Source organism: Gaetbulibacter jejuensis, assembly GCF_039524015.1.
GTDB lineage: Bacteria > Bacteroidota > Bacteroidia > Flavobacteriales > Flavobacteriaceae > Gaetbulibacter_B > Gaetbulibacter_B jejuensis.
On record NZ_BAAAGF010000003.1, the window covers coordinates 204,521 to 227,578 of the forward strand.

The window sequence follows — 23,058 nt, forward strand, 5'->3', positions numbered from 1 at the left end:
ATGAAATAAAATATTTAGATTTAAAATATCTTATAATAATTTAAATTATGGTTTCAACTGCAACATATTCACTATTTGAAAAAGCAGTAAAATTATATCCTAATGATGATTGTTTAATCGAAGGAGACAAAGCTATAACCTACAATCAATTAAACGATAAAATACTAAGTGTATTCAATTTAATTATTGAACATGCCAATGATGAAAAAATAATAGGATTATCAACAACACGAGGCATAGATCAAATTGTATTTATGCTTGCTATTTTAAAAGCTAAAAAAGCATATTTACCAATAGATTTTAAGTACCCTAAAGACCGAATTCTTAAAATCATAAAGAACTCAAATCTCAATTTCTGTTTAACTAACCTTAAGGAATCCACACTTGCTGAAGAAATGGGTTTATCTGTATTATCTAATGATAATTTTAAAGCCCCAAAACAACTATTACAACAGTCTTCTATGGCTGATAATAGCACTTATATTTTATATACTTCAGGGTCAACAGGAGAACCAAAAGGAGTTTGTATGGGAAATACCGCAGCAGTTAATCTAATTAACTGGCAGCATAAAAACTCTAAAGCAACTCAAGGTACTAGAACTATTCAATTTGCTCCTTTAAGTTTCGATGTGTCTTTTCAAGAAATAATGACAACACTTTCAAATGGTGGATGTCTTGTTCTAATTAACGAAGAACAAAGACTGGATGTGGTGCAGTTGTTAGAAAGAATAAACAAACATCAAGTCAATCGGTTATTCCTTCCGTTTGTTGCATTACAAGCACTTGCAGAAACAGCTGTAAGCTTAGACAAATATCCTGATAGTCTAAATGAAATTATGACCGCAGGTGAGCAGCTTAAAATCACTAAAGAATTAAGAACATTTTTCACAAAACTAAACCACTGCACGCTTTACAATCAATATGGTCCTACTGAGTGTCATGTAGTTACTGAATTGAAGCTTGAAGGACAGCCTAAAGAATGGCCTGGGTTACCCAATATTGGAAAAGCTATAGATAATACAACTATCTATATTTTAGATAAAAACCAAAGCATCCTTCCTAACGGTGAAGTTGGAGAATTATGCATCACAGGAGATTGTCTTGCTGAAGGGTATTTAGGCAATGAGACATTAACCAATGAACGTTTTACTACATTAACACTTCCAGATGGAACAAAAACTAGAATGTATCGTACAGGTGATGTCGCAAAGTTTTTACCTGATGGTAATATTGAATTTTTAGGTCGTGAAGACGAACAGGTAAAAATTAGTGGACATCGTATTGAATTAGGCGAAGTCGAAATTGCTATTAGTAAACTACCTAATATAAAGCAGGCAGTTGTTGTTGCAAGCACACATTTTTCTTCGCAACCACAGTTAATCGCCTATATACAGACCGATAATATTACTTTAAAAAACGATACTAGTTTTAGAGAAAAAGTAAGTTCTGTATTGCCTGAATACATGCTTCCTAACTATTATGTTTGGGTCAATGAATTTCCAAAAACATCTAGCGGAAAAGTTAACAAAAAAGCACTACCTGTTCCTGAATATAAGCGTCCAAGTAATGCACCTATCTACAAGAAACCAAAAACTGAAGTACAAAAGCATATTGCAAAAATTTGGTCTGATATTCTTCGTATTCCAAAAATTGGTATTGCAGATAACTTTTTTGAAATGGGAGGAACTTCTCTTCTAGCCCAAAAAACGGTTTCTGCTTTACGTCTTAATTATCAATATGAAGTACCTATTATAAAATTATATCAACATCCAACCATTGCTGAGTTAGCAAATTTCTTAGAGCCTAAAAAAAATACTGGAATTCAGTATAAAAAAAGCAAAAAACGAAATCAAGACACTTCAGATGTTGCAGTAATTGGAATGGCAGGTCGTTTTCCTGGAGCTAATACAATTCAAGAATTGTGGAATGTATTAAGAGAAGGCAAAGACACGATTACATTCTTCTCTCCAGAAGAATTAGACCCTTCAATTCCTGATGCAATTAAAAACGACCCTCTATATGTTCCTGCTCGTGGCATTGTTCCTTCTGCTAAAGAATTTGATGCTGCTTTTTTCGGACTCAATCCAAAAGTAGCAGAAGCTATGGATCCGCAACAGCGTATCTTTTTAGAAATTGCTTGGGAAGTTTTAGAACAATCAGGTCATTTACCAGAGCATTACAGTGGTACCATTGGAGTTTACGCTGGAACTGGAATGAATACCTATTACAAAAACAATATTCTTCCCAATACAACAGTAATGGATAGAATAGGAAGTTTCCTTGCCGATACGTTTAATGAAAAAGATTACATCGCGTCTCGAACAGCATATCAACTTAATTTAAAAGGACCTGCAGTAAGTGTACAATCTGCTTGCTCCACTTCATCGTTAGCTATTGCTCAAGCTGTTGAAGCTATTAGAAGCGGACAATGTGATGCTGCTATAGCTGGTGGCTCAAGTGTAACTGCTCCAATTCATACTGGTCATTTATACCAAGAAGGGTCAATTATGAGTCCTGATGGTAGATGCCGACCATTTGATGCAAATGCCAAAGGAACTATTTTTAGTGATGGTGCTGCAGTTGTTTTATTAAAACGACTGGAAGATGCCGAACGTGATGGAGATACTATTCATGCTGTAATAAAAGGTGTTGGAGTTAATAATGATGGTGGAAATAAAGGAAGTTTTACAGCTCCTAGCACTGAAGGGCAAGCCAATGCTATTGTTAGGGCACTTCAAGATGCCAACACCAACCCTTCTGAAATAAGCTATATAGAAACCCATGGAACTGCAACTCCGGTTGGTGACCCAATAGAAATTGAAGGCCTTAAAATTGCTTTTGGAGAACAAGAACAAAAAGGATTTTGCGCTATTGGCTCTATAAAGAGTAATATGGGACACCTTACTGGTGCTGCTGGAGTTGCTGGTGTTATCAAAACGATATTAGCATTAAAACATCGTGAGATTCCAGCATCTTTAGGTTACGAACAACCTAACCCATCAATCGATTTTGATAATAGCCCATTTTATGTCAATAGTACTTTAACTCCATGGAATGCTAAAAACAAACGTAAAGCAGGTGTAAGTTCCTTTGGTGTTGGAGGCACAAACGTACATATCATTCTTGAAGAATATGAACAAAAAACCAACACATCAAACCCTAGTCGACCTTTACAACTATTAACTTGGTCTGCAAAGACAAAAAACAGTTTAAATGGTTACCAACACGCATTAAACAGTTATTTAAACACTTCTAAGTCTATTGAACTAGCTGATGTATCATATAGTTTAAATACTACAAGAGCTACTTTTGCAGAACGACGCTTTTTAATAGCTAGCTCAACATTACAAGCTAAGCAGCAATTAGCAACATTAGAAACCAATACAATCAAATCTAAGACATTATCATCTGAACCAGATGAATTAGCATTTTTATTTCCAGGTCAAGGGTCTCAATATCTTCAAATGGGTAAAGCACTTTATGAACATGAAACCGTATTTAAAACTGCTGTGGACACTTGTGCTAAACTCTTAAAATCAGAATTAAAACTAGACATTAGAGATATTATTTATCCAAAAGAACATTCTGAAAAAGCTGAAGAACAACTAAAAGACACACAATACACTCAACCTGCTCTATTTGTTATTGAATACGCACTTGCTCAACTTTGGATGAGTTGGGGAATTAAACCCACTTTAGTATGCGGTCACAGTATTGGCGAATTTGTTGCTGCGCATTTGGCTGGTATATTTTCTTTAGAAGATGCTTTACACTTAATTACGCGACGCGGAAAACTAGTTAGCGAACTCCCTAAAGGAAGTATGTTGTCGATTCGAAAAAGCTTAGAAGATGTCAAACACTTAATTCCTGATCATCTTTCTATTGCTGCGATTAATTCTGATCAACTAATTGTGGTTTCTGGACCAGATAAACCTATAGCAGACTTTGCAAAACAGCTAGATGATAAAGGTATTGCAAACCGATTATTGTCTACAAGTCATGCATTTCATTCTACCATGATGGATCCTGTTTTAGATACTTTTGAAGCAGAGGTTAAAAAAGTAACATTAAATGTTCCTCGTCTACCATTAGTATCAACTGTTACTGGCGATTGGATAAAGGACGAAGAAGCTATAGACCCAAAATATTGGGCTAACCATTTAAGAGCTACAGTGAATTTTTCTGGAGCTATGGAAACAGTTTTAAACCTTGAGGACACTATACTTTTAGAAATTGGACCAGGTCGTGCTTTAACAACCTTATCCAAGCAGAAAAAAGGGTTAAAAGCACTTGCATCGATCTCTAGTTTAACTATTCCTGATGAAGATGAAACCGCGTACCATACTGTTTTGTCTGCTCTTGGTGAACTTTGGTTAAATGGCGTTGACATAAACTGGAATACGTTTTACAAACACCAAAGTCAACAACGTGTTTGGTTACCATCATATGTTTTTGATCGTAAACCATGTTGGATCAACCCACCTACAAATCAATCAACAACTATAAATTCAACACCTAATAATATTACTACAGCAATACCGCTAGAACAATCTGTAGAACCTATACCAAACCAAAACACTCAAATTATGAGAAAACCCATAATTCTTGATAAAATAGCTGAAATTGTAGAAGATAATTCTGGAATCGAAATAGAAACAAGTGAGTATAATCTGAGCTTTTTAGAACTTGGGTTAGATTCATTAGTACTTACTCAAATGGCAATCAATCTGAAAAATGAATTTAATACTCCAATAACTTTTAGACAATTAAATGGTGAATTAGGTTCACCCGACTTATTAGCAACACACATTGATAAGATACTACCTAAAGAAGAGCTAGCTCCTGCTCCAATAGCCCAAGCTAGTCATACCATTTCAACTACCAATAGCTCAAACCAACAAATTCCATTGTCGCAACCCATGGCCAATATTGGCACTGGAGACCCTAATACAGCATTAAGTCTTATTGCACAGCAAATCCAATTGTTAGGTCAACAAATACAATTAATGCAAGGCACAAGCCAACCTATTGCTTCTCCTTCTATTAATCATACTACTCCTCAAACTAAACCAACGCCTTTAGCCAACAATATAAGCACAACATCAAATGATGATTTAGATGAAGACGAAAAGAAAGAGCATGAAAAACCGTTTGGTGCATCTCCAAAAATTCAAAAGCAATCTACAGGGCTAAATAAAGAACAACAAGCATTTTTAAACGATTTAATTGCTAGTTACAATAAAAAAACTGCTAGCAGTAAAGCCTATACGCAAAAACACAGAGCTCATATGTCAGACCCAAGAGTGGTTACAGGTTTTAAACCTGAAACCAAGGAGTTAGTGTACCCTCTTGTGGTAGATAAATCCTCTGGTAGTCGTCTTTGGGACATTGATGGCAATGAATACCTAGATGTGTTAAACAGTTTTGGAGCTTGTTTATTTGGTCATCAACCAGACTTCATTAAAAAAGCTATTAATGACCAAGTAGAACGTGGTTTTGAAGTAGGTCCTCAACATCCATTAGCAGGAGAAGTTTGTGAATTATTATGTGAGTTTACCAATCAAGATCGTGCTGCGTTATGCAACACAGGATCTGAAGCTGTTTTAGGCGCTATGCGTATCGCAAGAACAGTAACTGGACGCTCATTAATTGTAGCCTTTTCAAGATCATACCATGGTATTAATGATGAGGTTATTGTTAGAGGATCTAAAAAATTAAAATCATTCCCTGCAGCCTCAGGTATTTTACCTGAAGCTGTAAAAAATATGCTCATATTAGATTATGGAACTGAAGAGAGTTTAAATATCATTAGAGAACGTGCTGATGAAATTGCAGCGGTATTAGTAGAACCAGTACAAAGTAGAAGACCAAACTTTAGACCAATAGAATTCCTTAAGGAAGTTAGAAAAATAACCGAAGCATCAGAATCTGTACTAATATTTGATGAAATCATTACTGGATTTAGGATGCATCCTGGTGGCACCCAAGCTCTATTTGGTGTAAAAGCCGATTTAGGAACCTATGGAAAAGTTATAGGTGGTGGTATCTCTATTGGTGCAATTATTGGGAGTAAAAGATGTATGGACGCACTTGATGGTGGTTTCTGGTCTTTTGGAGATGACTCTATTCCTGAAGCAGGTGTTACCTATTTTGCAGGAACTTTTGTACGCCATCCACTAGCCTTAGCTACTTGTAAAGCTTCTCTTTTACACATGAAAGAACAAGGTGTTGCGCTTCAAGATGAATTAGCTAGAAAAACAGAACGCTTTGCTACCGAAGTAAATAATTATTTAAAATCACACAAGCTTCCAATGGAAATTGTATACTATCGTTCGCTTTGGAAACTAGTAATGCTTGAAGATGTAGCTTACGCTGAATTATTCTTTGTGCTAATGAGAGAACGTGGTATTCATGTTTGGGATGGTTTTCCTTGTTATGTCACAACAGCATACACAGAAGATGATATCACACGCTTAATTAACACTTCTATTGAGTGTGTAGAAATCCTTTCTGAAGTTGGCATTCTTCAACCTGAAACAATTTCTTTAACGAATTCAAACAATAGTAATAAGACTACAACAAAAGACTTAAATCAACCTCCAGTTTCTGGAGCACGTTTAGGGATTGACAGAGAAGGCAATCCAGCTTGGTTTGTTGCTGACAAAGATAATGTTGGAGAATATTTACAAATAGATTTATAACAAAAAATTATGGCGACAAAAGTTATTGAGTTAGTAAACAATGGAAATCTTGTAGTAGAGAAGAAATATGGCATGACCTACGAAGAATTTGCCAAAGACCATCTTTTTGCGTGTAAGCCTGTTGTAATAGGTGATGCCTGTAAAGACTGGAAAGCAAAAGATAAATTTACACCAGATTTCTTTAAATCTGAATACGGAGACCGAAAGGTTACAGTTGAAGGTAAAGACTATCTTTTGAAAGATTTTATTGATTTAATGGAAAAGTCTTCAATTGAAAATCCAGCACCTTATCCATGCAAGCTACAACTAGATAGGGACTACCCAGAGCTTTTACCAGATATTTCCCCTAGGTTTAAATTTTCAGAACCAGATTGGTGTCACAACAAACTTATAGAACCTCTTCTTGGTAGCGCTGATACTTATGAGGTTTTTCTTGGAAGTCCTGGAGGTCAATTCCCATATGTACATTATGATTATATGGGATTACACGCTTTTATCACTCAACTATATGGTGTAAAAGAATTTACGGTAATCCCTCCTGAACAAACTGAATATGTTTACCCTAAACCCAATGACCCATGGGTTTCTGAAGTACCAGACATTAAAAACATAGATTTAGATAAATTTCCTCTATGTAAAAACATTACACCTATCACCTTTACTGTTGGTCCTGGAGAAACCTTGTTTATCCCTAATGGCTGGTGGCATACAGCACACTCATTAAGCATTACACTTTCAGTGGCTTTAGATTCTTTAAACAATTCTAATTGGAAAAGATTTAAAAATGAAGTTGTAACAAAAGTTTCTAAAAGAAATAAAATACTAGCTAAAATGGTTAGTGTATATCTTTCTGTTGTAAAGCCCATAATTAAATAAAAAACCAGTATCACTGATAATTAAACCATTCTAACTTTTTAAATTATTATATTCATCTTATTTTTCGAATTAATTTGATGAACTCTTCAAAAAACATAATCAGTTTTAATCCATTTAAAGGACCTCAAATTGAAAAGGTAGTACCTATTACTCAGCCACAAGCTGAAATCTGGATTTCTTGCACTCTTGGTGGTGACGACGCCAATAGAGCTTATAATGAGTCTATCTCTCTAGTTTTTAATGGTCAATTGCATTATAAAGCTTTAGATACTGCTATTCAACAATTGATACAACGACATGAAGCAATTAGATCTATATTTAGTGCTAATGGTCGTTTTATGAGTATTCTAGAATATGAACCGTTCAAACTAGAGTATTTAGATATTTCAAATCAAACTGAATTAGAACAAAAATCATCAATATCAAATTACCTGAAAGCTGAAGCCAACTATGTTTTTGATTTGGTTAATGGTCCATTACTAAAAATGGGATTACTAAAAACAAAGGCTACTGAGCATCATCTTGTCATAACTGGACACCACATTATTTGTGATGGTTGGTCATTAGGTACTATTTTATATGAATTAGGCATATTATATTCTGCTCAAATCAATAAAACAGCACATGCACTTCCTGAAGCTGATAGTTTTAGTGTTTTTGCCGATGAGTTAACATCGTATACTGACAGTATTGAACACAAGAAAACAGTACAATTTTGGTTAGATCAATACAAACAATCTGTTCCGCAGTTAAACTTACCTATTGATTATCCAAGACCAGAACTAAGAACTCACAACAGTGCACGTCTTGACTTTCACATGAACAGGGAATTAGTTGCTAGTTTTAAGAAAGTTGGTGTTAAGTCTGGTTGTAGTTTTGTAACTGCGTTAATGGCAGCTTTTGAAGTACTACTCTACGTACAAACAGGACAAGACGATATTGTTATTGGGTTACCCTCTGCAGGACAAGCAGCCACAGGTCAACAACATTTAATAGGACATTGTGTAAATTTACTTCCTTTAAGAAGTCAAATAAACGCTGAACAGTCTTTCAGTGATTATTTAAAGGCGCGCAAACTAGCTGTTTTTGATGCATATGATCATCAACAATTAAGCTTTGGAGAATTACTTCAAGAGTTGAAAATTCAAAGAGACCCTTCGAGAGTACCTTTAATCCCTGTTGTTTTCAATATTGATATGGGTATGGATAGTAATGTTAATTTTGAAGGCTTAACCTTTAAATTGCTAAGCAACCCAAGAGCTTTTGAAACTTTTGAAATTTTTCTGAATGCAAGTGGATCAGAAGATAGTTTTGTTTTAGAATGGTCATATAATACAACATTATTTAAAGCATCAACTATTGAAGGCATGATGCTCACTTTTGAAAAAATTCTAAAAAAAATAATTGAAAACCCAAACATTCAATTAGGGAATATTATTGAGTTTGATCAATCAGCCTATAGCATGTTGAATGATACAGCTTCAACTTATCCTAATTTACCATTACATGAATTATTAGCTAAACAAGCTAAAATTTCACCAAATAAAGTAGCTTTGAAATTTGAGAATGATCAAATTTCATACAAAGACTTAGAAAAACAAGCCCATCAATTAGCCCATTATCTTCAAAACATAGGTATTGAACATAATGATCGTATTGCTGTTTTAATGCCAAGATCCATAAAACTGATTTCAATTTTAATGGGAATTATGGAATGTGGTGCCACTTACCTACCCTTAGACCCAAGTTACCCTAAAAAAAGAATTGAGTTTATGCTTGAAGATGCTGAGGCAAAATATGTTATTACTACTGAAACATTAGCTTCAACTTTAAACACAAACTCGAAGCCATTGTTTTTAAATCAATTATTTACAAATAGTTACAATTCCCCTCAAACGCCTTTAAACCTAAAAATTGACAACTCAACAACAGCTTACATACTATATACCTCAGGATCAACAGGAAAACCTAAAGGTGTTGAGGTAACACATAAAAACTTAGTCAATCTTTTATACAGTTTCTTAAAGCAACCTGGACTTAAAGAGTCTGATAAATTTCTTTCCATTACAACCATATTATTTGATATCGCCATGGCAGAGATATTTGCACCTCTTTTAAAAGGCTCTACACTAATATTGACCAGTGAAGAAACAGCTAAAGACACAAGAATGTTGCTAGATGTAATGAAGAACGAGAATATCTCCATTATGCAAGCTACACCTGCAACTTGGCAGATGTTATTAGACTCTGGGTGGAATGAGCATTTACCAATGCGAATTATAAGTACTGGAGAAGCTTTACCTATAGCTCTTGCTAAAAAGATGCTTCCTTTAGTTGATGAACTCTGGAACTTATATGGGCCAACAGAAACAACTATTTGGTCAGCTTTTACCGAAATTAAAGAGTCTGATGATTTGATTACTATTGGATTTCCTATGAATAACACCCAACTGTATATAGTTAACGAACACGGAAAAATTGTTCCGCCAGGAAATACAGGTGAACTATGTATTGCTGGCGATGGTGTTACTAAAGGGTATTGGAAACGACCAGAATTGACTTCTGAAAAATTTATACCGAACCCATTTAGTAACGATTCGGGTTCAAAACTTTATAAAACAGGCGATTTAGCACGCTTGCTTCCAAATGGAAAAGTACAGTGTTTAGGCAGATTAGATCATCAGGTAAAGATTAGAGGTCAACGTATTGAATTAGGAGAAATTGAGCAAGCTTTGGATAGTTTAAATAGCGTACAATCCTCTGTTGTGATTTTAAATGACGATCAATTAATTGCTAATTTAATCGCATCAGATTATACTAATGAGGATATGCATCAAATTTCCGAATGGAAAAATGCACTAAAAGAATATCTTCCAAAACACATGATTCCGCAACGTTTTAATCTAGTTAAAGAATTCCCTAAAACACTAAATGGGAAAATTGATCGAAAAGCTTTGTTGGAACAACTACCAAGCAAATCAGTCACCAAAAACCACACAACTGCTTCAACAACTTCTGAAAAAATCGTTGCCGGAATTTGGGAAGAAGTACTTGGGCTAGATAATATTGATATAGATAGCGATTTCTTTGAAATTGGTGGACATTCAATAATTGGTGTAAAGGTAATGGCTAAACTTGAAAAAGAAACAGGTAAACGTATTCCTTTGGTAGGTTTACTCAAAAATCCAACAATCAGGACTTTTTCAACTTACATGGATACAGAATTCTTTACTTGGGACTCTTTAGTTACATTAAAACCAACTGGAACAAAACCACCTTTATACATTGTACATGGCGCAAACCACCAAGTATTAATTTTTGATGCATTGGCGCAATTTATGGATAAAGACCAACCCGTTTATGGACTTCAATCTAGAGGCTTAAATGGCATTGATGAACCTCATGATTCTATTGATCAAATGGCTGCTGATTATATTAAAGAAATTGTAGCATCAAACCCAAAAGGTCCTTATGCGCTAGCAGGTTTTTCTTATGGTGGAATAGTTGCCTATGAAATGGCAAGACAATTAAGAGCTCAAGGAAAAAAAGTCACCATTCTTGCTCAGTTTGACACCTATGTGTTTCCTCAATATTACTATAAAAGTCCTATAATAAAAAAAGCAATCTCCATACTTTATGTTATAGGAAAAGTAGGGTATTTAATACTAAACATGTTTAGCAGCAAGAAGAATTTTGTAAGGCGTTATGAGTTACTCAAGCTGTTATTTAAAGGCTATTATCTTAGATTACGACATGGAAGAGCTAAACAATATGAAATGCAGTTTAATGTACCCATAAAACTCCTTGATTACCACAATAAAGCAACTAGTAAGTATACAATTACTCCACAAGACATTGTTATAGATCTTTTTAGAGCTTCTGAAGAGGTAAATTTAGTACATGATCATAAATATTTGGGCTGGAAAAAATTGGCTCTCAAGGGTATTAGAAAACAAATGGTCACAGGTAATCATGTAGATATGTTTGAAAAACCACACGTTAAGGACTTTGCCAATAAACTTCAAAATGTTTTAGACAACTATAACTTAGAGCATTATGACTAATGTGCATTGTGAAACTGTTAAAGTATTGAATCAAAGTTATAAAGTTAAACCAATTGATAAATCCGGTTTATTTTTATTTCATATTGATATACCCAACTATTATAAAGACATCACAACTCTTAAAGCGGTTCTAGACGAAACCGAAACAAGCAGAGCTGAACGTTATCATTTCGAAAAAGACAAAAACAGGTTTATAATTTGCCGAAGCATATTAAAAATTATACTAGCTCAGTACACAGAGCAAGATATTTTGGATATAAAACTTAAAAAAGATATTAACCAAAAACCTTATTTAGTTTCTAATAACTCTATAAATTTCAACCTTTCCCATAGTGAAGACAGTGCTATTATAGCTATAAGCAATTCTAATGTTGGAGTTGATTTAGAATATAAAAATAATGAATTCGATTTTCTTGAAATAACAAACCACTCTTATAGTGAAGCTGAAACAAAACATGTTTTAAACTCTAAAAATCAAATAGATACATTTTACAAATACTGGACAAGAAAAGAGGCTATTGCAAAATTTTCTGGACAAGGAATTAATGACAACTTAAGTCAAATCCCTTCAATTGATGGAAGACATACTACAAACCTTAACTCTTTAAATAAGTTTAAAAATTTAAAAGTGTTAAGCTTTGCGTTAAATGAAAACTACATTGCATCTGTCGCTTTTTGCAATAAAAAAAAAGATGATGATGTATTAATCATTTTTAGTCTTCCTTCATCTTTAAAAGAATTACTAAATCCTAACAACAAAACTGATTATCAATGATTAACACAACAAACTAAACACTTTACTCAACAATTACCTTTCATCAACGTAAAAAATTGTTTTTTATCGTGTTTATTTGTTTAGTCCTCTCTATTTGAATGATATTTAACAAGAAATACAATAAATAGTTTAATACAATTAAGCTATTTTTAACTTGAGCCCTAGAAAAAATATTATAAGCATTAGTTTTAATACTCAAACATTAACCTATGAATCCTAAAATTTGGCTTTCCTCTCCTCATATGTCTGGTAAAGAGCAATCTTTTATCAGTGAAGCCTTTGCATCAAATTGGATTGCTCCTTTAGGTCCTAATGTATCCGGTTTTGAATCTGATTTAGAAAGTTACCTTAAAAGCAATAGTTACGTAGCTGCATTAAGCTCTGGAACTGCCGCAATACACTTAGCTCTTGTTTTACTAGGAGTTTCCTCTGGTGATGAAGTTATATGCCAAAGTTTTACTTTTGCTGCATCTGCAAACCCAATAATTTATCAAGGCGCTCAACCAATTTTTATTGACAGTGAGAAAGACACTTGGAACATGTGTCCTGAATTACTTGAAATTGCTATAAAAGACAGAATTAAGAAAGGTAAAAAACCAAAAGCCATTATTGCTGTACACCTATACGGAATGCCTTATAAAGCTGACAAAATAAACAGTATTGCTAATACTTACAATATACCAGTAATCGAAGACAGCGCAGAAGCTTTAGGCAGTGTTTACAAAAACAAAAAATGTGGAACTTTAGCTAATATCTCTATTCTATCCTTTAACGGAAATAAGATAATTACCACTTCTGGAGGTGGAGCTCTTGTAACAAAAGATAATAACATAAAAGACAAAGCTGTTTTTTTAGCTACCCAAGCTCGTGATAAAGACCCTTCATATCTACATTCAAACATAGGATATAATTACAGAATGTCTAATGTTTTAGCAGGTGTTGGTCGTGGTCAAATGACTGTTTTAGACCAGTATGTAATTAAAAGAAGACAAAACTTTGAGTTTTACTACAACCAATTAAATAAAATTGATGCTATTGAGTTTTTAGATGAACCTGAAGATTGTTTTTCAAATAGATGGTTAAGTTGCATATTAACACCCGATTTTAAAACAAGAGAAAACATTAGGCTTAAGCTAGAAAAAGAAAACATTGAAACACGTCCATTATGGAAACCAATGCACCAACAACCTGTATTTAAAGATACTCCTAAATATCTTAATGGGATTTCTGATGGATTATTTGAACGTGGTTTATGCTTACCAAGTGGTTCAAATTTAACTGACAATGAACTAAATAGAGTAATTTCAACAATAAAAGCCTATTTTTGAATATGTTAATGGAACTTTTACATAAAATTTCAAACAGATATGCATCAAAATGGTTGGTGCTCATCTTTGATTTATGTATTGTAGTTTTCACTTTTTTTATTGCTTACTTAATTAGATTTAATTTCAGCCTCGTTTTTAACCTCACATTAATGCTTAAACAACTGCCTTTTGTTGTATTAGCTGCTTTAATTAGTTTTTTGGCTGTTGGGTCCCACAAAGGAGTAGTTAGATTTACAGGATATAAAGATGTTATCAATATAATAATTGGTGTTAACATATTAGCTACTATATTAATTATATCTACTTTTTTCAGTAGAAAATTTAATTTTGATAGTACTTTCAACATTTCTGGAACAATTATATATATACACCTACTACTTAACATATTATTGCTAGTAGGCTCTAAATTAGTCATTAAGTCCATTTACAACAACTTGCAGCAAGACTACAAAACTTTTACCAATGTACTTATTTATGGAGCTGGAAACTCAGGACTTATAACATATGATGCTATTTCTAACGACCCTAAAAGAGGATATGAAGTTGTTGGGTTTATTGATGACAATCCTAGTAAAATAGGAAAGAAAATAAACTTACTAATTGTTTATGGTCTAGATAAAATAACCAAGAATTTCATAGAAAAAAACAACATTGAAGAAGTTATCATCTCTATTCAAAGTGTTGACTCTACTCGCTTATTACAAATTACAGCTCAATTATTCGAATTAGGTCTTAAAGTTAAAATTGTTCCTCCTGTTCAACAATGGATTGATGGAGACTTGAGTGTTGGACAAATTAAAGACGTTAAAATTGAAGATTTATTAGGTAGAGAGCCTATAAACATCATTAACCCTAGCCTTAATAACGAATATGAAAATCAAGTTATCTTAATAACAGGAGCTGCTGGCTCTATTGGAAGTGAAATTGCTAGGAAAATCAATAATTACAGTTACAAAAAGCTCATCTTAATAGATTCCGCTGAGTCTGCATTGTACGATTTACAGCAAGAGTTTATCCAGAATGGAATCAAAAACTTCATAGCAATAGTGGCTGATGTTAGAGATTATGGTAGAATGGAATATTTATTTAATGTTTACAAACCAAAAATTGTTTTCCATGCTGCAGCATATAAACATGTTCCTCTAATGGAAAACAATCCATACGAAGCTGTAAGTGTAAATATTAGAGGCACAAAAAACATTGCTAGTTTAGCTGTTAGGCACAGCATAGCAAAATTTGTACTAATTTCTACCGATAAAGCAGTTAACCCAACCAATGTAATGGGTGCATCAAAACGCATTGCAGAGCTTTATGTTAACTGTCTTAAAGGAAAAGGTCAAACAAAATTTATAACTACTCGTTTTGGCAACGTTTTAGGCTCAAATGGATCAGTAATTCCTTTATTTAAAAGACAAATTGAAGCCGGAGGACCTCTTACTGTTACCCATAAAGAAATCACTCGTTATTTTATGACCATCTCAGAGGCTTGCCAATTAGTTTTGGAGGCAGCTACAATGGGAAATGGAGGTGAAATTTTTGTGTTTGATATGGGTAAATCAATCAAAATATTTGACCTAGCAAAAAACATGATTATTCTTTCAGGCTTACAGTATCCTGAGGATGTTGATATAAAAATAACCGGACTTAGACCTGGTGAGAAAATATTTGAAGAACTGCTCGCTGATGGTGAAAACACAATACCAACCTATCATGAAAAGATAATGATTGCAAAAACAAAGCAAGTAAATATAGCTGAAGATACAGAGTCAAGAATACTCAATCTTTGCAATATAAACTCAAAAACACAAACACTAGAAATAGTGTCTTTAATAAAAGAAATTATCCCTGAGTACATTTCTAACAATTCAAAATTTGAAGTTTTAGACTCAAAAAAATAAAATCCCTAACAAATAAATTTATCATGAATAACAAAATACTCTTTAAACTAGCTGTCTTAATGTTAATAACACTATCTTCTTGTGCTTCAAGAAAAGAGTATGTATATTTTCAAGACGAACCAGCTATTGAATCTTCCACTTTAAGCAACATTGTTGATATAACTTATCAACCAAACGATTTATTAACAATAGATGTAGCAGCATTAGATCCAGAAGTTGTAAAACCATTTAACCTGCCTGCTGTTAGCTATAGTGAAAGCGCGTTAACTGTTCAGGGTACACTCACAATGAGAACATACCTAGTTGATAATAGTGGCAACATTCAATTTCCTACTTTAGGAACAATAAAAATTGGCGGACTAACTAGAGAGCAAGCAACAGAAATGATGAAAGAGAAACTCTCTGAATATGTTAAAGACCCAATAGTAAACATTAGGTTGGTGAATTTTACAATAACTGTTATAGGAGATGTTAACAGACCTGGAACATATACAATACAAGATGAGAGAGTATCTATCCCTGAAGCTCTTGGTTTAGCAGGTGATTTAACTAATACAGGAAAAAGGAATAACATTTTTTTAATACGAGAAGTAAATGGTGAAAAACGTTTTGCGAAACTAGATTTAACATCAATTAGCATAACTAGCTCTCCTTTATACTACCTTGCTCAAAACGATGTGATATATGTTGAACCTAATGATGCTAAAGTAAAATCATCTACTTACAACCCAAACACAGCTGTAATTATCTCAGCAATTTCAACCTTAGCAACTATAGCTGCTATATTAATTCGTTAGAACTAACCTTTCAAAAATGCCACAAAACACTCAAAACACAAAAGAAAGCATCATAAAAGCAGTTGAGCTATATTTAGCTAAGTGGAAGTTTATTTTACTTTGCTTAATTATAGCAGTTGGTATTGCTTACGTAAAAGTTAGATACAGTACGTTTGAATACCAAGCAAATGCCACTATAAAAATAAAGGAAGATGAGAATTCTCAAAAATTATCAGAAATTTCAAGTCTTCAAAATTATGGTTTGTTTTCAAACAACTTTACTAATGTTACAGACGAAATTGAAATTATTAAATCTAGATCTATTATTTCTCAAGTAGTACAAGATTTAAACCTAAACATAAGTTATTATGTAAGTGGTAAAGTCAAAGAAGAGGAAGTCTACCTAAACCCTCCTGTAAATATTAATTTTTTTGTTGAAGACTCTATTATAAACCACATAAACACAAATCTTTACATAAAGATAATTTCTTCAGAAAAATTTGAAATGTCAACCACTAACACTATGAAAGTTTTAGAGTTTGATAGTGGTGTTACTACTAGCCACAACTTTGGAGAAAAAGTAACCAGTAGTTTTGGTGATTTTATTCTAACACCCAATACAAACACTTACGGCTCTACTCCTGGTTCTTTAGTTGAAATACACATAAGACCAGTGCATAGCGTTGTTGAATCTTATCTTGGAAAAATCAAACTTGCTTCTGACCCAACCTCTAATGTAGTAAAACTATCTTTAACAGAAGCAAACAAAGAAAAAGCTCGATTAATCCTTAACAAGCTTATCGAAAAATACAATGAAGATGTTATCAATGATAAAGAACAAATTGTAAAAGCAACTTCTGACTTCATTAACAACAGACTAAACGTAGTATCCAACGAGCTCGAACAAGTAGATTTCACTGCTGAAAACCTTCAAAAAAACAATAGGCTAACAGCTTTATCCTCTCAAGCAAATATCTTTCTGGAAAGCGAAAAAATTAACGAAGAAAAAATAATCAACACTTCAAACCAAATACAGCTTATTGATTACATGAGCGATCACCTATCAGAAAACAATAGCAATTCTGATTTACTACCTCCTGATGTAGGAATTGCTGATAGTGATGTTTCTCAAATAACAAAAATTCACAATGAGCTTGTATTGAAGAGAAATAGAATTCTAAAAAATTCAAGTGAAAAAAACCCTGTTGTTATCAACTTAAACAATGAGATTATGGCACTTAAAGCTAATCTTCAACAAAGTTTAAGCAACATCAGGTCTGCCAATAAGATAACTTTAGATAACCTTAATCAAGAGGATTCAAGAATACGTGGGCAAATATACTCTGCTCCAGGTAAAGAACGACAATTTAGAGATATTAAACGCCAGCAAGACATTAAAGAGTCGTTATACCTATACTTGCTAGAAAAACGTGAAGAAACAGCTATTACTCTTGGCATGTCTTCACCTAATGCTAAAATTATAGATTATGCATATACTCTTGATAGTCCAATATCTCCAAAACCAAAAGTAATTTATCTAGCAGCTATCTTATTAGGCCTTCTAGTTCCTTTTTCTGTAATCTACACTAGAGATCTACTTAACAATACGATACAAGATAAAGATGATGTTTTAAAAGCAGTAAGCGCTCCTTTTATTGGTGATATTCCAAAATCAAACACTAAATCAAAACTAATCAAAAAAATAGATTACTCTCCTAAAGCTGAAGCATTTAGAATAATAAGAACAAATGCTCATTTTTTACTTCAAGACATTGAAACTGAGTGTAAGACTATTTTTGTAACATCAACCACTAGTCAAGAAGGGAAATCACATACTTCAATAAACTTAGCTTCGTCTTTTTCTTTTTCAGAAAAGAAAACCCTAATTGTTGAAACTGATATTAGAGTACCTAGAGTTAATGACTATTTAAACATTAAAGGCGACGTAGGATTAACCAATTATATTTCCGACAAGTCACTCAAAGTTGAAGATGTTACTATAAAAGTAAAAGACAACCCTTTTCTTGATGTCATTCCTTCTGGAGCTATCCCTCCAAATCCTGCTGAATTATTAATGAGCGACAGACTAAAGCACTTATTTGATACCGTAAAGAAAAAATATGATTATATTATTGTAGACACAGCTGCAGTAGGTTTAGTCACTGATACTTTATTGATTAGCAAGTTTGCAGATATGTTTATTTATGTTGTTAGTGCAAATAACATTGACAAACGTCAATTACACATTGCTCAAACCATGTACACTGAAAAACGTTTACCTAATATGGCTGTTTTACTTAATGGCACATTACACAAAAGAGGTTATGGATACGGTTATGGCAACAACCCAAACAGAAAGAAAAAATGGTATCAGTTTAAATAAACAAAAAACTCCAATCGATTGATTGGAGTTTTTTTATAACTTTCTTCTCTTCTTTTCTGTTTTTAATAAACTAAGTTCCCTACTCGTTTGTCCTGCAACAGATGTATTCTCTTCTGCTCTTCTTATCAAATATGGCATTACATCTTTAACTGGTCCAAATGGGACATATTTTGCAACATTATAGCCATTATCAGCCAGATTAAAACTAATATGATCACTCATTCCATAAAGTTGACCAAACCACACTCTGTTATCTTCTTTCTCTATTTTAAGCTGCTCCATCAAGTCCATAGCTAGATAACAACTGTATTCATTATGAGTACCTATAAAAACCGAAATATCCTTTAAATGCTCTAAAGCATAAGTAAGCGTATCATTAAAACAATTGTCAGTAGCTAGCTTATTTTCACAGATAGGAGATTCGTAACCTTTCTTTTCAGCACGCTCACGTTCTTTCTCCATATATGCACCTCTAACAATTTTCACACCTATTGTAAACCCTTTTTCTTTAGCTCTAGTGTGTAAATTCTTTAAATAATCTAATCTATCCCAACGATACGTTTGCAGTGTATTGTAAACAATAGGTTTTTCTTTATTGTAAATAGACATCATTTCTTCAATTAGATCATCAGCTGCATCTTGCATCCAACTCTCTTCAGCATCAACAAGCAATTCAACATCGCGTTCTTTTGCCAATTTACATACAGCATGAAATCGTTCCACTACTCTATTCCACTCATCTTGCTCCTCACTAGTAAACGCTTTTCCTTCGCCTTTTTTCTGATATAAGTGAAATCTACCAAAACCAGTAGGCTTAAATACAGCAATAGGCATCGCATCCTTTTCATCTGAAAACCTTATAATCTTCAAGGTTTTCTCCATAGCATCATCAAAATGTGATTCAACTTCTTTTCCTTCTACCGAATAATCTAAAACCGAACACACTCCCTTTTCATACATCTTATCAATCACATTAAGACAATCATCTTCACTTACACCACCACAAAAGTGATCAAAAACAGTTGACCTAATTAAACCTTCAACAGGTAAATGTGCTTTTAGCGCAAAGTTTGTAGCCGCAGTTCCTATTCTCACTAATGGCTCGTGAGAAATCATTTTAAACAAAAAATAAGCACGCTCTAACTCTGAGTCACTTTTTAACTGAAAAGCAACCTCAGTGTTTTCAAATAAATTTTTATCTATCATTATCTGAACAAAATAATAGCAAATATATTTATTCATCTTCTATTTTTAATCAAAATCTACTTATTTTCATACCCTATTTAAAGTATAGATGCATTTTATGAACTCCATTACAACCAAAGACAGCACAATTCATTTTAATTCAAACTGTTACACTGCCATTAATGAGTATTTGGCTTCTAATAGGTTTTCTAAAATTTTTATAATTACCGATTCTAACACGAATACAAATTGCTTACCTGAGTTTTTATCGCGTCTAGAAACTGATGTTGCTATTGAAATTATTGAAATTGAACCTGGAGAAACCCATAAAACCATTGAGACTTGCGTTGGTGTTTGGAATGCGCTTTCTGAGCTTGGTGGAGACCGAAAAAGCTTAATACTTAACCTTGGTGGAGGTGTCGTAACCGATTTAGGTGGTTTTGTTGCTTGTACCTTTAAACGTGGGATTAAATACATAAACATTCCTACTTCCCTTTTAGCTATGGTAGATGCCTCTGTGGGAGGAAAAACTGGAGTTGACTTAGGGAGCTTAAAAAATCAAATAGGAGTTATTGACTCTGGTGATATGGTATTAATTGACACTAACTTTCTTTCTACTTTACCACAAAGTCATTTAAAATCAGGGTTAGCCGAAATGCTAAAGCATGGTTTAATCTACGATAGAAATTATTGGGATAAAATGACCGACTTATCAAAACTCAACCTTGACGATTTAGATGCACTTATCCACGAATCTGTTATTATAAAAAACACTATAGTTACTAAAGATCCTTTTGAAAATAGCGTCAGAAAAACACTTAATTATGGTCACACACTTGGTCATGCTATAGAGTCTTACTTTTTAAGTAATCCGAATAAAACCGATTTACTTCATGGTGAAGCTATAGCTATTGGTATGATTTTAGAAACTTATATCTCGTCAAGACTATTCAATTTCCCTGAAGCAGATTTGGAAGAAGTGAAAAAAGTAATTTTAAATGTATTTGCTCAAGTAGATTTTGATGATAATGATTACCCTGAGATAATTGAGCTCTTAAAACACGATAAGAAAAACGAACACGGAAACATCAATTTTGTGCTACTAGAAGCCATAGGAACACCAAAAATTGATTGTTTAGTGGACAACGAGCTTATAATTGAAGCCTTTGAATACTACAAAAAATAAACCCTTTACTCTAGAGCAAAGGGCTTCTTGTTATGTTTATTAGTTAGTGATGGTTACATATCATTAAAAATAGTGTGCATTAAACGTTTTTTATCGTTAATGCTTTCCTCAAGAGATATCATAGTTTCAGTTCTATAAACACCTTCAATATCGTCTAGTTTAAAAATGACATCTTTAGCATGATCAGTATTTCTTGCTCTAATTTTACAGAAAATATTGAATTTTCCTGTAGTAATATGAGCTACAGTAACAAAAGGTATTTCATTAATACGCTCTAAAACAAACTTAGTTTGAGAGGTGTTTTGTAAAAATATACCAACATAAGCTATAAAAGAATATCCCAACTTTTTATAGTCGAGTGTCAAAGACGAACCTTGAATAATACCAGCTTCCTCCATTTTTTTCACTCTCACATGTACAGTACCTGCAGAAATAACTAATTTTTTTGCAATATCTGTAAAAGGAACTCTTGTATTATCGATCAACATATCTAGAATTTGGTGATCTATATCGTCTAATTTGAATTTTGCCATTTTTAATTTTCTTTAAATTTAAAGCAAAAATAGTAGATTTTTATTGAAGATAATACAAGGAAAAGTGATTTTTTTAAAGATATAATGAAGTTTTTTGATTATTTATGAAAACGAAATCGTTTTCGCTTTCCTCTTTTAGAGTACCATTTTTAGCACCTAAAACCTTGCTATTGTTGGCGTTTATTTCCCTGTGAGCATAAAAGTTTTCCAATTTTGAAATTTTTTGAATTTTCGGCACAAAAATGATGGAATTTTCTTTCAATCGCTCTTCATATTGAATCGCAATGTCCAAAATTTCACCATTTACATCTGCATTTCTGATAATAATATCAAAAAACAGCTTCTCATTTGCTGGAATATCAAAATAAGACTCATAACCTTCTCCTTCAACATTATTATTTGCAATATAATTGAAAGATGTTAATAGCGAATTAAAGATAAGCGCTCTAGTTTCTTCTCTAGCATAATCATTTGGAAAATGTCCAGCTTCAAACAAAATAGTAGGCACACCTTTATGCTGAAACGTGTCTCCTACACAATTTATATTAAACGCATCATCATAAATACCAACTTTATTAGGTATAACTTGTTGCAATGCATTATTCATAACCGAAACCACTTCCATAGCTATTTTTCTATTTTTAGAAAGACTACGAGCTTCATCTTGCGCTGGAGACAAAAAAGATACTATGGCTGAGTTATTGGACTTTCCTGCACTAAAAATTGTACGCTGACCATGTAAATTATAGCAATAGTCTGGTTTAAAGTCTTCAAAACACGTTTTAAGAACTAAACTTTCTGGCTGAGTAAGGTTTTGAGCATCTCTATTTAGGTCAACCTCATTTGCATTAACTCGTGTATATGCTCTAGCACCATCAGGATTAAGTATTGGAATGATTTTTAAAGTACAGTTATTTAAAATAGCCTTAGCGTAACTATTATTAGATGTAAGGAAGTTAAACACATCAAAAAGCGCTTTGGTAGTTGTGCTTTCATTACCGTGCATTTGCGACCATAACAATAAACGTTTATCACCTTTACCAACAGTAACAGAAAAAATATCTTCTCCATTAACCGATTCTCCAATGACATCAACTCTAAAATTTGATGGTAAATTATTAAGTAAAGAAACAATATGATCATTACAAATATATCGATGATGCAATGACTTTTCCTTACTAAAACTATAGGCGTTTTTAATCAATTCAATATCCATAGATTTTCTTTAATGCTACAAAGGTATACAATTGTAAATTTACAATTGTAAACACAAAAAAATGATGGAATAAATACACTTGTAAACAGAAAATTTAATTTTTAAACTGGGAACACTTCATTTAAATATCCAATTTT

12 protein-coding genes are annotated in these 23,058 nt (G+C 33.0%); 9 read left to right on the forward strand and 3 right to left on the reverse strand.

Going from position 1 to position 23,058, the window contains the following annotated elements; genetic code table 11:
* Positions 1 to 47: 47 nt before the first annotated feature.
* The 8 genes from ABD011_RS10570 (at position 48) to ABD011_RS10605 (ending at position 18,801) form a co-directional block, all read left to right on the forward strand.
* Positions 48 to 6,701, forward strand: a complete 6,654-nt coding sequence (locus tag ABD011_RS10570; protein WP_343798123.1) for an amino acid adenylation domain-containing protein — start codon at positions 48 to 50, stop codon at positions 6,699 to 6,701.
* 9 nt (positions 6,702 to 6,710) lie between these two features.
* Positions 6,711 to 7,577 carry a cupin-like domain-containing protein gene (locus tag ABD011_RS10575; RefSeq protein ID WP_343798125.1) on the forward strand — a complete coding sequence of 289 codons (867 nt, stop codon included), beginning with the start codon at positions 6,711 to 6,713 and terminating at the stop codon, positions 7,575 to 7,577.
* Positions 7,578 to 7,654: 77 nt separating this feature from the next.
* Positions 7,655 to 11,641: a non-ribosomal peptide synthetase gene (locus ABD011_RS10580; RefSeq protein WP_343798127.1), complete on the forward strand. Its 3,987-nt coding sequence runs from the start codon at positions 7,655 to 7,657 to the stop codon at positions 11,639 to 11,641.
* Entirely contained in the window at positions 11,634 to 12,416 is a 783-nt protein-coding gene (locus ABD011_RS10585; protein ID WP_343798129.1) for a 4'-phosphopantetheinyl transferase family protein, read from the forward strand. The genes ABD011_RS10580 and ABD011_RS10585 overlap by 8 nt, the downstream gene beginning before the upstream one ends.
* Before the next feature lie 209 nt (positions 12,417 to 12,625).
* A complete protein-coding gene (locus ABD011_RS10590) occupies positions 12,626 to 13,744 on the forward strand; it encodes a DegT/DnrJ/EryC1/StrS family aminotransferase (protein WP_343798131.1) in 1,119 nt (372 codons plus the stop codon).
* A 149-nt stretch (positions 13,745 to 13,893) separates the two neighbouring features.
* Positions 13,894 to 15,642 (forward strand): polysaccharide biosynthesis protein, encoded by a 1,749-nt coding sequence (locus ABD011_RS10595; protein ID WP_343798133.1) that lies wholly within the window; start codon positions 13,894 to 13,896, stop codon positions 15,640 to 15,642.
* A gap of 23 nt (positions 15,643 to 15,665) precedes the next feature.
* Positions 15,666 to 16,439 carry a polysaccharide biosynthesis/export family protein gene (locus tag ABD011_RS10600; RefSeq protein WP_262732757.1) on the forward strand — a complete coding sequence of 258 codons (774 nt, stop codon included), beginning with the start codon at positions 15,666 to 15,668 and terminating at the stop codon, positions 16,437 to 16,439.
* Positions 16,440 to 16,455: 16 nt separating this feature from the next.
* Positions 16,456 to 18,801, forward strand: coding sequence for a GumC family protein (locus ABD011_RS10605; RefSeq protein ID WP_343798135.1), 2,346 nt, complete (start codon positions 16,456 to 16,458; stop codon positions 18,799 to 18,801).
* A gap of 33 nt (positions 18,802 to 18,834) precedes the next feature.
* On the opposite strand, the gene ABD011_RS10610 is transcribed toward ABD011_RS10605, so the two are convergent.
* Entirely contained in the window at positions 18,835 to 20,043 is a 1,209-nt protein-coding gene (locus ABD011_RS10610; protein WP_370450269.1) for a proline dehydrogenase family protein, read from the reverse strand.
* 61 nt (positions 20,044 to 20,104) lie between these two features.
* On the opposite strand from ABD011_RS10610, the gene aroB reads away from it, so the two are divergent.
* The gene (gene aroB / locus ABD011_RS10615; protein WP_129760128.1) at positions 20,105 to 21,172 is read left to right on the forward strand and encodes a 3-dehydroquinate synthase; all 1,068 of its coding nucleotides are present in this window, start codon (positions 20,105 to 20,107) and stop codon (positions 21,170 to 21,172) included.
* Positions 21,173 to 21,225: 53 nt separating this feature from the next.
* Here aroB and ABD011_RS10620 read toward each other — a convergent pair whose 3' ends face one another.
* Positions 21,226 to 21,705: an Lrp/AsnC family transcriptional regulator gene (locus tag ABD011_RS10620; RefSeq protein WP_131506780.1), complete on the reverse strand. Its 480-nt coding sequence runs from the start codon at positions 21,703 to 21,705 to the stop codon at positions 21,226 to 21,228.
* 73 nt (positions 21,706 to 21,778) lie between these two features.
* A complete protein-coding gene (locus ABD011_RS10625; RefSeq protein WP_343798138.1) occupies positions 21,779 to 22,921 on the reverse strand; it encodes a M14 family zinc carboxypeptidase in 1,143 nt (380 codons plus the stop codon).
* Between the last annotated feature and the right edge of the window lie 137 nt (positions 22,922 to 23,058).